General features: G+C 62.0%; 9 protein-coding genes. 3 read left to right on the top strand and 6 right to left on the bottom strand.

Annotated elements, in window-relative coordinates; all coding sequences use genetic code 11:
* The first annotated feature begins 3 nt into the window (after nt 1-3).
* Nucleotides 4-1,680 (top strand): DUF4032 domain-containing protein, encoded by a 1,677-nt coding sequence (locus H3T92_RS04165; RefSeq protein ID WP_198189396.1) that lies wholly within the window; start codon nt 4-6, stop codon nt 1,678-1,680.
* Nucleotides 1,681-1,783: 103 nt separating this feature from the next.
* Here H3T92_RS04165 and rlmB read toward each other — a convergent pair whose 3' ends face one another.
* The 5 genes from rlmB to H3T92_RS04140 all read right to left on the bottom strand — a co-directional run bounded on the left by rlmB (nt 1,784) and on the right by H3T92_RS04140 (nt 7,581).
* Nucleotides 1,784-2,776: a 23S rRNA (guanosine(2251)-2'-O)-methyltransferase RlmB gene (gene rlmB, locus H3T92_RS04160; RefSeq protein ID WP_198189395.1), complete on the bottom strand. Its 993-nt coding sequence runs from the start codon at nt 2,774-2,776 to the stop codon at nt 1,784-1,786.
* Nucleotides 2,777-2,890: 114 nt separating this feature from the next.
* The gene (locus H3T92_RS04155; protein ID WP_198189394.1) at nt 2,891-3,661 is read right to left on the bottom strand and encodes a carboxymuconolactone decarboxylase family protein; all 771 of its coding nucleotides are present in this window, start codon (nt 3,659-3,661) and stop codon (nt 2,891-2,893) included.
* A 114-nt stretch (nt 3,662-3,775) separates the two neighbouring features.
* Nucleotides 3,776-4,357 carry a dCTP deaminase gene (gene dcd, locus H3T92_RS04150; protein ID WP_198189393.1) on the bottom strand — a complete coding sequence of 194 codons (582 nt, stop codon included), beginning with the start codon at nt 4,355-4,357 and terminating at the stop codon, nt 3,776-3,778.
* Between the two features lie 814 nt (nt 4,358-5,171).
* Nucleotides 5,172-6,575: an MFS transporter gene (locus H3T92_RS04145; RefSeq protein ID WP_198189392.1), complete on the bottom strand. Its 1,404-nt coding sequence runs from the start codon at nt 6,573-6,575 to the stop codon at nt 5,172-5,174.
* A 13-nt stretch (nt 6,576-6,588) separates the two neighbouring features.
* Nucleotides 6,589-7,581, bottom strand: coding sequence for a nucleoside hydrolase (locus H3T92_RS04140; RefSeq protein WP_198189391.1), 993 nt, complete (start codon nt 7,579-7,581; stop codon nt 6,589-6,591).
* A gap of 274 nt (nt 7,582-7,855) precedes the next feature.
* On the opposite strand from H3T92_RS04140, the gene fbaA reads away from it, so the two are divergent.
* Both fbaA and H3T92_RS04130 read left to right on the top strand, forming a co-directional pair.
* On the top strand, nt 7,856-8,920 hold the full coding sequence (fbaA, locus tag H3T92_RS04135; RefSeq protein WP_198189390.1) for a class II fructose-bisphosphate aldolase: 1,065 nt from the start codon (nt 7,856-7,858) through the stop codon (nt 8,918-8,920).
* 623 nt (nt 8,921-9,543) lie between these two features.
* Nucleotides 9,544-10,845 (top strand): adenylosuccinate synthase, encoded by a 1,302-nt coding sequence (locus H3T92_RS04130; protein ID WP_198189389.1) that lies wholly within the window; start codon nt 9,544-9,546, stop codon nt 10,843-10,845.
* Nucleotides 10,846-10,918: 73 nt separating this feature from the next.
* Here H3T92_RS04130 and H3T92_RS04125 read toward each other — a convergent pair whose 3' ends face one another.
* Nucleotides 10,919-11,956 (bottom strand): LacI family DNA-binding transcriptional regulator, encoded by a 1,038-nt coding sequence (locus H3T92_RS04125; protein ID WP_110413628.1) that lies wholly within the window; start codon nt 11,954-11,956, stop codon nt 10,919-10,921.
* Between the last annotated feature and the right edge of the window lie 8 nt (nt 11,957-11,964).

Genomic DNA, 11,964 nt, shown 5'->3' with positions numbered 1-11,964 from the left:
AGCATGACTAGCGTGAATATCAACCGGGCGACGGCCTCCTCTCTGGACCCCCGTGCCCTGAAAGCCACTTCAATAACGACTACAGCCGACCCCTCCTCCGAGCGGGAGCCGGCAGCCCTGCACATCACGGCCACCAGCTCCAACCCCAGGATGTTCACCCTGCCCTGGGAGAGGCCGCTGGCCACCTGGCCCCGGGATCTGCTGGCCAACCTGCCCAGAGGCATATCCCGGCACGTGGTGCGCTTTGTCCACGTGGGCGACGATGTCTACGCCATGAAGGAGATCACCCAGCGGGTGGCCGAGCGTGAGTACGAGCTCCTGCGCAAGCTGCAAAAACTGGAGCTGCCCACGGTCAATCCCGTAGCTGTGGTCACCGGTCGCCACACTCGCGAGGGCGAACCCCTGGAGGCCATGCTGGTCACCCAGCACCTGAAGTTCTCACTGCCCTACCGTGCCCTCTTTGCCCGCAACCTGCGTCCGGACACGGCCGAGCGGCTGATCGATGCTCTGGCGGTTCTTCTGGTAAGGCTCCATCTGGCAGGCTTCTACTGGGGCGATGTCTCCCTGTCCAATGTGCTCTTCCTGCGCGATGCCGATGCCTTCTCGGCCTTCCTGGTCGATGCCGAGACCGGCGATCTGCACGCCAGCCTGACTGACGGCCAGCGCGAGTACGACATCGACCTGGCCAGAACCAACATCATCGGCGAGCTCATGGATCTGGATTCCGGCAACCTGCTGGCCGGCGAGGTGGACGAGGTCGGCGTAGGCAACCGGCTGGTGGACCGCTACCACTCCCTCTGGAGCGCCCTGACGGACGTGGACAGCTTCGATCCTGACGAGATGTGGAAGATCGAGCGCCGCGTCAACCGGCTCAACGATCTGGGCTTCGACGTGGACGAGCTGGAGATGAAGACCGAGGAGGACGGCAACCGGGTGCTGGTGCGCCCCAGGGTGGTCGATGCCGGCTATGCCTCCCGCAAGCTGTTGCGGCTGACCGGTCTGGATGTGCAGGAGAACCAGGCCCGGCGGTTGCTCAACGATCTGGATGCCTACCGGGCATCCACCTGGCGGCAGGGCGAGGACTTGGAGATTGTGGCCACCGACTGGATGCGCGAGGTCTTCGAGCCCACCGTGCGCATGATCCCACCAGAATATCGCTCGCAGATCGAACCGGCCCAGTTCTTCCATGAGGTGCTGACCCACCGCTGGCTGATGGCCGAGAAGGCCGGCCACGACGTGCCCATGGCCGAGGCCGTGCAGAGCTACATCAGCGAGTCCCTGCCCGAGTACCGGCTGGACTCCGAGGACATGAAGACCATCAACGAAGAGGCCGATGCCGGGGTGGTCGACGACGAGATGAGTTGGCAGGACGCCCATGCCCAGGCTGGTCAGAGTAAGCAAACTGCCCGTGATCAGACTGACAAGGATGCAAATGGCCATGAGGAGGGGGGCCATGACGCAGCCAACAGTGGGATGACTGACCAAACCAGTGTTGGAGGCCAGACCGGAGCGGGCACCCAGAAGGATCGTGACCGGGCAGGCGAGGAGGTGCCGTCGCAACCAGCCTTTGAAGACGAGAATGGCGGCCGAGGCTCGCTGAGATCGGTCTACGCCCCCGGCAGCCTGGATGCGGCTGCCGATGAGGACGATCAGGACGATGCGGTCTGGGCCTCCAGTTGACTCTTGGGTTTGTGCGGCACCGGTCTGATGCATGCTGGCTGAGGGGCGCAGGCTGTTGCCGCTCGGGTCTGCCCGTCTTCAGATTGCCGGTGCCTGTCTGGGGCTATTTGGCTTGGCTGGCGGACCGTCGGCGTGCCATGGCTACGGCGTACAGGCTGATGCCGGCCGCCACCGAAGCATTCAGGGATTCCACCGAGCTGGAGATGGGGATGGAGGCCAGGGTGTCGCAGTTCTCCCGGACCAGGCGGCTCAGCCCCTTGCCCTCGGAGCCTAGGACCACCACGAGCGGGTCGGTCTCGAAGCCTGTTTCGCCTACTATGGCGCTGCCTGCGCCGTCCAGGCCGACCGCGTAGTAGCCGCGCTCCTTGAGCCCTTGGATGGCCTTGGTCAGGTTGACCACGCGGGCCACGGGCAGGTGGGCGGCGGCTCCGGCGGAGACCTTCCAGGCTGCCGCTGTGACCGAGGCGCTGCGGCGCTCGGGCAGGATCACGCCCGAGGCTCCGAAGGCCGCGGCTGAACGGATCACTGCCCCCAGATTCTGTGGGTCGGTGACCCCGTCCAGGGCGATGAACAGCGGGCGGGCGGCAACCCTGGTCGCTTGGTCGGCCCCTTCCAGGGCGGCCGCGTGCTTCTCGGCCTTGTCGACCAGGCTCTGCAGGGAGGCGTACTGGTAGGGCTGCACCTTGAGGACCACGCCCTGGTGGTTGCCGGATCGGGCGATGCGGTTCATCTCCAGGCGATCGGCTTCCAGCAGGTTGAGTCCCTCTTGTCCGGCCAGTCGCACGATCTCCCTGGTCCTGTCGTCGTGTTCCATCCGGGCGGCCAGATAGAGCTGGCTGGCCGGGACGCCTACGCGCAGGGCTTCCAGGACGGCGTTGCGGCCGATGACCAGATCGTCGGAATCAGAGGTGAACCGGTCGGCCCGGCGGCGGGCTGCCAGACGTGGATCGGCCGCCTGCCTGCGCTGGGCCGCCTGCCGGGCCTTGTAGGCCTTGTGGTAGACGCGATCCTCGGCCTTGGGGGTAGGCCCCCGGCCGCGCAGTTTGTTGCGGTGCTTGCCGCCCGAACCCTTGGTCGGGCCTTTCTTGTTAGCCATGTCTTCAGTGTAAAGGCAGGCGGGAACCGGTTGGCTGTCTGTCGGTCTCAACATCTGCAGGGTGAAGACACGCTGTACCTTTATCGTTCAGGCCGCGCAGACCGACCGTGCGGGTCATCCCAGAGCGGCTACCTGATCAGGGTCTGGGAACTCCATCCACTCGACCGGGGACTGTCCCTTCGATGCCGGGGTGACGGCGATGTGGGCCATGGATGACCGGCCTGAAGCCCCATGCCAGTGTCTGACGCCAGCCGGGCAGAAGACCACATCGCCTGGTTCCAGTCTGCGCGGCTGATGGCCTTCCTCCTGCTCCCACCCTTGCCCGGCGGTGACGATCAGGAGCTGGCCATGCGGGTGGGTGTGCCAACGGTTGACGCATCCGGGTGCGAAGGTCACATTGCTGGCTGAGCATTCCGCGTCCGGATCAGTCAGGCGGTGCAGCCAGACATGACCACTGAAGTTGGATCCGTCAGCCGAGTCTCCCAATGGATAGGGCCCTGAATCCGGATCGGTCCCGGTCGCCGTTGCCGTTGCCGTGATGTCCTGGCTCTCGTCATCACGGTCGCTCTCACCGTAGACCTCCCTGGCCAGGTCGAAAGCCGACCATGCCTTGGGCCACCCTGCATAGAAGGCCAGATGGGTGATCAACGCCACCATTTCAGTGCGGGTGACGCCATTGCCCTTGGCCATGGCCATATGGCTCTTCAGCTGGGGGAAGAGCCCCATGCTCATCAAGCCTGCACAGGTAATCATGCTGCGGTCCCGAGCCGAAAGCTCGTCCTCGCGGGACCAGACCTGGCCGAAGAGCACATCATCGTTGAGATGGGCGAATTGTGGTGCGAACCGACCGAGCCGGTCCTGGCCCGCCGTCTGTTTGATTGCCATGGGTTAGTCTCCTTGCCATCATCTTGGCCGGATCATTCCGGCAGACCCAGCTATACCCCTTCTAGTGCGCTCGAAGTCAAGATGATGGTGCAGGCGGCTGTTGGCATTCAGTATTCAGTCCGAGATGTCGGCCTTGTAGAAGTTGACGTAGGAGCGGGAGGGGGTTGGACCGCGCTGGCCCTGGTAATGGGAACCGTTGTGCTTGGATCCATAGGGGTACTGGGCGGGCGAGGAGAGCTGGAAGAAGCACATCTGGCCGATCTTCATGCCTGGCCAGAGTTTGACCGGCAGTGTGCTCACGTTCGACAGCTCCAGGGTGATATGCCCTTCGAAACCGGGATCGACGAATCCAGCAGTGGAGTGGGTCAGAATGCCCAGACGGCCCAGGGAGCTCTTGCCCTCCAGTCGGGCTGCCAGCGTCGAATCCAGCTTGACATACTCCCAGGTGGATCCCAGAACGAACTCGCCTGGATGCAGGATCCAGGGTTCGTCCTTTGGTACCTCGAACTGCTCAGTCAATGCACCCTGATCCTCCGCTGGATCCACATAGGTGTACTGATGATTGTTGAAGACTCGGAAGTAACGGTCCAGGCGCACATCCACGCTGGAGGGCTGAACCATGGCAGGCGTCCACGGGTCCAGATTCAGGTGTCCTGCCTGGTGGGCATCCAGGATGTCATGGTCGCTGAGCAGCATGCCGAGGTATCTCCTTTAAGCTCGTTGGTCGAGGGTCTCTCCGTGGGCGGGAAACCATCCGAAATCCAGTCTAACCGGCCCTATGCCCGCTTTGTGATCCGGCTGGATTCACAGAGAATTTTCAGATAACACTATCGTCACCATAAGGTAGGTGTTCTTTACTATAACTATCGGCTCAAAAACCGAACGGGCGGTTGACCTCCGTCCGACAACTGATTTCCCTTTCTTCTCTCTCGCCCGGCGGTGTTCATGCACCGCCGGGTTCTCTTCATTTTGGAGGGTTTCTGGAACGCTGATGTTTCACGTGAAACCGTAAGGTCAATGGCTTAATTGAGTTCGTTTAGGTCTATTACAGGAGGTCAGGCCTTTGCAAACCCCTGAGTCGTCCAGTGCCTAGTTGGGCCGGTCATCCGTTTTTGAGCCTCAAGGTCGGCGGATACTCACAATGGGACGGGAAGCGCAGTCCAGCCGCATTCTCGGATTCCCTTTCTCAAACGTCTGTATAAGTTGTGCTCCGAGGCACAGTCCGAACCATAGGCACAGGATTCATGGTAGGAACTGAAGATATGGAAGAACCCCCGTCAGTTATGGCTATGACGGGGGTTCTCCACCGGGGGGAGGGGCGGCGATCTTCTTGCCATCGGCGGCTGAGGGAAGAGGGGGACTATCACAATGCCGAAAGCAGTCCGAACTCCGCTTCCTCCCCGGTTCGCGCGGCCGGGTGCCGGGCCTGGACCTGACTCATTCCCAAGGCTGGGAAGAGCGGACCGGGCCGTGTGGCTATCCGACCAAGAATGTGTGGGTCACACCAGCCTTACTCCTGGGGAGCCTTGGCTGACATGGCCTTGTGGAAGACGGCCACGATGATCAGGGCCAGCAGGGCGGCCAGCGCCATGACCCAGAACATGTTGGCCACCTGGGCTTGGATGCCGGTCTTGACACCCGCCAGGGCATGTGACCCGAATTGGGGATTGGCCATGAGTCCGCTGTAGACAGCCATGCCGATGGAAGCCGAGGTGTTCATCATCAGATCCCCGATGCCAATGCCACGCCCATTCTGATCCACGGGCAGGGTGGCCGAGAAGGAGTCGTAGAGGGGCGTGTAGGACATGGTGATGCCGGCGATGAAGACCGAGGCCAGCGCGGTCAGGACCCAGAAGCCCGAGGTGAGCATCAGGGCCGAACCCGCAGCTCCGGCAATCATGAGCAGGGCAGACAGAATCAGCATGGGCAGGCGTCCCATGGCGTTCATGATGACTCCGGACAGGCAGCCCACCAGGGTGGCCACGATGTAGACGATGGTCAGGCAGAGGGAGACCTGGCTCAGGGAGATTCCGTAGATGCGGTCGCCAATCACGTTGTAGATGGGCACGCAGGCGAAGTTGAAGAAGTAGAAGACGAAGAGGGCCAGCAGGACAGCCATGTAGGCGCCGTTGGTCACGAACCCGCGGCTCAGGAAGGGGTTGGCGCCCTTCCAGACATAGCCGGCGAAGATCAGGATCAGGACGGCCAGCACTCCCAGCATCCAAGTGGCCGGGAAGGAGAAGTAGACGGCCACGAACCCGGCGATCAGCGCGAACAGGGCGATGCCGAAGACGTCGATGCGCTCGCCCTTGATGCCGGTGTCAGGCGTGTACTTGAGCACCGGGGGGATCAGGAGGATGGAGACCAGCGGCACCAGGAAGAGGTAGCGCCAGTCGATGGAGGTGATCAGTCCGCCGGCGAAGATGCCCACAGCCGAGGATGCGTAGTAGACGGCGTTGAAGATGCCCAGATAGAAGGCGCGCTCCTTGTCGCTCAGGTACTTCATGGCCATGACCAGGAAGACCGAACCAGCCACCTGGCCGCCCGCGGTCTGGATCATGCGGGCAAGGACCACGGCCCAGAAGTTCGATGCGCCGAAGAAGCCCAGAAGACTGCCGACGATCAGGGCGCCCACGCCGAACAGGGTCATCTTCCGAGGGGAGATGTAGTCGCAGAGGGTGCCGTAGAGCATGCAGACCACGCCTAGGACGATGCCGGGCAGTGTGCTGATCAGCGAGGCGTTGGCGGACATCCCCAGGGAGTCGCCCACGTTCTGGAAGACCAGGTTGAAGGCCTGGATCATCAGGGTGCCCAGCAGGAAGATGGTCAGCAGGGCCGGCAGGGCCCGCTTGGTGCTGCGGCGGTTTTCGTCCACGGTCGCTTCGGTAGCCTCGGTGGTGATGGATTCGCTCATGACTGCCGTCCTTCTATCGTTCGCTCTCGGTCTTGCGCACCAGGGTCAGAAGCCTGTCCATGAAGCGCTTGGTGAACCGCTCGGCGTCGACCGACAGGGCCACCTTGGTGTTCTTGACCGTGTCCAGAAGCCTGCTGGGGTCGCCGATGGTGCGTGCCCGCTGTGGTCCCTCGGTCTCGACCATCAGGTTGGTGGCGAAGGTGGTGACCAGGCTGGGGTCGATGGCCACGGCGGCGGCCAGGGGGTCGTGCAGGTTGCAGCCGCCCAGGTAGACCCCGCTCTCCTTTTCGCTGATGTCGATGTAGTAGTCGGTCATGTCTGCCAGGAAGCGGCCGGCGCTGGTGCCTGTGGCGCGCAGGGCCTCGGTGTCCTCGCGGCTCATCAGCGCCTGGGTGGTTACGTCCAGGCCGACCATGGTGATGTCTGCGGTGGTGGCGAAGACCCGGTTGGCGGCCTCGGGGTCCTGGTTGATGTTGGCTTCCGCGAAGGGTCCTACGTTGCCCGGCTGGGTCAGCGTGCCGCCCATCATGACGATGCTGATGCGGTCGACGATGTCGGGGGCCTTTTCCAGGGCGGCGGCGATGGTGGTCAGGGCGCCGGTGGGCACCACGACCAGCTCGCCCTTGGGGTAGCGGCGGACTGCGTCGATGATGAAGTCTACCGAGCTCTGCTGGCTGGCCTGCCGGTCGGTGCGTGCGGGGATTTCAATGTTGCCGGTGCCGTTGGCCCCGTGGAAGATTTCGGAGTCCGGCGGAACGCTGAAGGAGTCGGCCGTGCTGGGGTGGTCGATTCCCTTGAAGACCGGGATGTCCTCCCGGCCATACATGGCCAGCAACCGCAGATCGTTGTCGACGCCCCGGTCAAGCACTACGTTGCCATAGGTGCCGGTGATCCCGATCAGTTCGGCATCCGGGGAGCCCAGGACGTAGGACAGAGCCAGCGTGTCATCGATGCCAGTGTCCAGATCCAGGATGATCTTGCGGACGGTTTCCTTGCTTGCTGACACGTTGGTCTCCTTCCCAGAAGGATGGGCAGCCCCAACCTTCTGCTTACCTATGTCGTGCCTTCTCTAGGCTGATTCGTTACTGCCGTGAAACAAACAACCTGTTTGATGTAACGTTTCATCAAACTGTACGGAGCTAAACTACCTGCGGCTCGGAGGCTTGTCAAAGTGCGTCGCGGGGTGTTCGCCATCAGGGCAGAGACCTGCAAATCCATCGGTGATGTCTGCAGCTGCGAGTGGCCGGCCGCTTTTCCGCGCAACCGACGATAATGAGGGTATGACTTTAGCGACTCCTGAACGGTATGCGGCAATGCTCGATGCGGCCAGACGGGGGTCCTACGCCTATCCCGCCATCAATGTGACCAGCACGCAGACTCTGAACGCGGCCCTGCAGGGGCTGGACGAAGCACAGTCTGACGGGATCATCCAGGTCTCCGTCGGAGGTGCCGCCTACCTGTCCGGACAGCGCCTGGCCGACCGGGTGGCTGGCTCCATCGCCTTTGCCAGATTCGCCCATGAGGTGGTCGCCCGCTATCCGAGCATCACCGTGGCCCTGCATACGGACCACTGCGCCCCGCAATACCTGGACGAGTGGGTGCGTCCCTTGCTGGCCTACGAGAAGGATCAGGTGGCTCACGGTCAGGATCCGCTCTTCCAGTCGCACATGTGGGACGGTTCCGGCTTGCCCCTGAGGGAGAATTTGGCCACGGCGGCAGAGCTGCTGGAGCAGTCCCGGGCCGCCCACACCGTTTTGGAGATCGAAGTGGGAACAGTCGGCGGCGAGGAGGACGGTCACTCGGCGGCTATCGACCAACGGCTCTATTCTTCGCCCGAGGATGGCCCCAGGGTGGTCGATGCCCTGGGTCTGGGTGAGCGCGGCCGCTACATGGTGGCCTTTACCTTCGGCAACGTGCATGGGTCCTACAAGCCCGGTGTGGTCAAGCTAAGGCCCGATCTGCTGGGGCAGATCCAGGCCAGGACGGCCAGAGCCATATCGGATGGGGAAGTTGGCGGTATCCCCGCCCCGAGCGCCCCTGCCAACAAGCCCTTCCTCTTGGTCTTCCATGGGGGCTCTGGCTCGCAGCCGGAGGAGATCGCCTCGGCTGTCGCTCATGGCGTGGTCAAGATGAATGTGGATACCGACACCCAGTACGCCTTCACCAGGGCCGTGGCAGGGCACATGTTCGCCAACTACGACAAGGTCCTCAAGGTGGACGGGGAGGTTGGCGACAAGAGCGAGTATGACCCACGTTCCTGGGGGCGCCAGGCCGAGGACGGGATGGCGGCTCGTGTAGTCGAAGCCTGTCAGCAGCTAGGCAGTGCAGGACGGGCCATGAGATGAAACGGCATACGCCATCCAATTCATGCCCGCCCAGAGAGGGAATACGCAAGACTGCTGCTTGATTCCTCAACGACCCCGATGATCGGCCGTCCCTCATGGGCCCAATGGCTGGTGCTATTGGTCGCCATCCTCCTCATGGGCTTCGTCATCTGGTTGTATGCCAAAGTTGTCATGGTGAGGTGGGCTGAACGTCAGCCTACCGAGTTGACGGCCCATGGTTTCTTCGTCTCCTTGTTGGGCGGGCTGGGCGTTGGTTGTGGCTTTCCACGCCCTGGATCGCTGGCTGGGCTGGGTGCCTGCACTGACTTTGACCTCACTTCTTTTCGGGCTCATGCATGCGCTCAACCCTGGCGCCACGCTCTTCTCGTGTCTGGCCATAGCCATCGAAGCCGGTCTTATGCTGGTTCCATCATGGTATCCAGGCATAACTCTGGATCTGCATAGGCTTTCATATAGGGTGGAACCTTACTGAAGCCCTGTTGGGGATTCCGGTCTCCGGCCAGAATATACGCGGCTTCCCTATTTCCGGATCCGTCTTCCGCTCCATACGTGGGGTTAGGCTCGTCTATGGATGGTCTGCCTTTGTTTTCCTTGGATGGCGACCAGCGGATAAGGAGCATCGTATGCCTGGAATCGTGATCGTCGGGGCCCAGTGGGGCGACGAGGGCAAGGGCAAGGCAACGGATCTGATCGGCGAGCACATGGACTACGTCGCCAGGTTCAACGGGGGCAACAACGCCGGCCATACCGTGGTCGTGGGCGATCAGGAATACGCCCTCCATCTTCTGCCCTCGGGGATCATTCACCCGGCCATCACCCCGGTCATCGGCAACGGCGTCGTGGTCGACCCGGCCGCCCTCTTCGAGGAGATCGATGGGCTCCAGTCCCGTGGCGTGGACTGCAGCCGGTTGCGGATCAGCGAGTCTGCGCACATCATCGCCCCCTACCACCGGACGCTGGACAAGGTGACCGAGCGCTTCTTGGGCAAGCATAAGATCGGCACGACAGGCCGCGGGATCGGCCCGGCCTATGCCGACAAAATCAACCGTGTGGGGATTCGTGTGCACGACCTGTTCAATGTCGACCACCTGCGCGACAAGGTGGAGGCCAGCCTGCACCAGAAGAACCAGATGCTGGTCAAGCTTTACAATCGTCGGGCCATCGAGGTGGAGGCCACCGTTGAAGAGCTGTCGGGATACGCCGAACGGCTCAAGCCCTATGTGGCGAATACCTCATTGATGCTCAACCAGGCCCTGGAGCAGGGCAAGAATGTCCTCTTCGAGGGGGGACAGGCCACCATGCTGGACGTGGACCATGGCACCTATCCCTTCGTCACCTCATCCAATTGCACGGCCGGGGGCGCCTGCACCGGCACCGGCGTGGGCCCGACCAAGATCGACCGGGTGGTCGGCGTGGCCAAGGCCTATGTGACCCGCGTTGGCGAGGGGCCCTTCCCCACGGAGCTGGACAACGAGCAGGGCGAATGGCTGCGCCGTCAGGGCCACGAGTACGGGGTGACCACCGGCCGCTCCCGCCGCTGCGGCTGGTTCGACGCGCTGGTCAGCCGCTATGCAGTGCAGATCAACGGCCTGACCGACATCGTGTTGACCAAGCTGGATGTCCTCTCCGGCCTGGAGACCATCCCGGTCTGCGTGGGCTACGACATCACCCGGTCCGACGGCTCCCGGGCCAGGGTGGACCAGATGCCCGTGGACCAGGCCGAGTTCCAATCCGCCCAGCCGGTATACGAGGAGCTGCCCGGCTGGCGCGAGGATATCTCCGGCGCCAAGAGCTTCGAAGAGTTCCCGACCAAGGCCAAGGACTACATCCACCGTCTGGAGGATCTGTCCGGCTGCCGCATCTCGGCCGTGGGTTCGGGTCCGGGCCGCGATCAAATCGTGCAGATCCACTCGCTGATCGACTAAGGAAGATCCATGAGTTTGGCCCTGTCTGCCCGCCTTTCCCGGGGCGGTCAAGAGTCGGGTTCAGCGGCGTGAGTCACTGGCCGCTGATTTTAGGTGCGGGCCCCATGGTCTCCCTCAGTATGAATGTGGCTTTAGCAGTAATACGGCGGTGGGGCAGTTTATTTCCATTGGCCAAGCGAATAGCCATTTGTGCAGCTGTCCGGCCGTAGGCGTTTGGCTCATGACGCACTGTTGAAATGCCTAGGGGGCCGGCCAGTTCTCTGTCGTCAAACCCCACCACTGATATGTCATCCGGTACCCGAATTCCCAAACGGCGGAGTTCATGGACCAGGCATATGGCCACTTCGTCGCTGATGCAGCATACTGCTGTCGGGCGTGGGGCCAGTGCCAGAATTGCACTGGCTGCCAGCTTGCCGATGTCTCCTTGGTAGGGGATTGCAATCTCGTAGTCGTCTCTTCTGGGAATGGCTCCCTCTTCAAGCCCAAGGTGGTAGCCAGTTATGCGCTGGTCGGCATCCCAGACGAAGTCCTTGTTGAATTGTGTCCGTTTGAGATATGCGATGTTGGTATGACCGATGGCGATCAGGCGGCGAATTAGATCCCTGGTAGTGGTGACTTCATCGACTCCGATTGATGCATTACTGTAGCGGTCATCCAAATGCATGGTGTTGACACCCACGATGGGCATGCCGGTGCTGCGCAAGGTCTGCCCCTCTTGGTCGGTAAGGGCGAAGGACGAGATGATCATGGCATCGGCGTTGCGCTTGACTGGCATCGAAGAGAAGAATTCAGCGCGTTGTTTTTTATCTGCTACCCGATAAGACAGCAGGTCATACCCTTCTTCGCAGAGTGCTGAATAGACTCCTTCAGCAAGTTCGGAACTGTACCATCCTGAAAGGTGATTACCGACAATCAGCGCTATTCTGCCTGTCTTACCGCTGCGGAGCCTTGATGCTTCCTTTGAAGCGGTGAATCCGAGCCTTGCGCTCGCTTCAAATACTTTGGCTCTGGTGTTGTCTGAAACACGGTTCTTGCCTTGGAGCGCTCTGGAAACCGTTGACGCAGACACCCCAGCTTCCTTGGCTACATCATAAATAGTCGGCTCTCTCATCTCTTACG

Source organism: Bifidobacterium sp. W8112 (assembly GCF_016101425.1).
Lineage (GTDB): Bacteria > Actinomycetota > Actinomycetes > Actinomycetales > Bifidobacteriaceae > Bombiscardovia > Bombiscardovia apousia.
Note: the sequence above shows the minus strand (reverse complement) of the source record. Positions and strands in the feature narration are given on the sequence as shown.

Excerpts from the sequence above, each read along its gene's own strand:
- H3T92_RS04165 (WP_198189396.1), top strand. The coding sequence starts at position 4 with ATGACTAGCGTGAATATCAACCGGGCGACGGCCTCCTCTCTGGACCCC.
- rlmB (WP_198189395.1), bottom strand. The coding sequence starts at position 2,776 with ATGGCTAACAAGAAAGGCCCGACCAAGGGTTCGGGCGGCAAGCACCGC.
- H3T92_RS04155 (WP_198189394.1), bottom strand. The coding sequence starts at position 3,661 with ATGGCAATCAAACAGACGGCGGGCCAGGACCGGCTCGGTCGGTTCGCA.
- dcd (WP_198189393.1), bottom strand. The coding sequence starts at position 4,357 with ATGCTGCTCAGCGACCATGACATCCTGGATGCCCACCAGGCAGGACAC.
- H3T92_RS04145 (WP_198189392.1), bottom strand. The coding sequence starts at position 6,575 with ATGAGCGAATCCATCACCACCGAGGCTACCGAAGCGACCGTGGACGAA.
- fbaA (WP_198189390.1), top strand. The coding sequence starts at position 7,856 with ATGACTTTAGCGACTCCTGAACGGTATGCGGCAATGCTCGATGCGGCC.
- H3T92_RS04130 (WP_198189389.1), top strand. The coding sequence starts at position 9,544 with ATGCCTGGAATCGTGATCGTCGGGGCCCAGTGGGGCGACGAGGGCAAG.
- H3T92_RS04125 (WP_110413628.1), bottom strand. The coding sequence starts at position 11,956 with ATGAGAGAGCCGACTATTTATGATGTAGCCAAGGAAGCTGGGGTGTCT.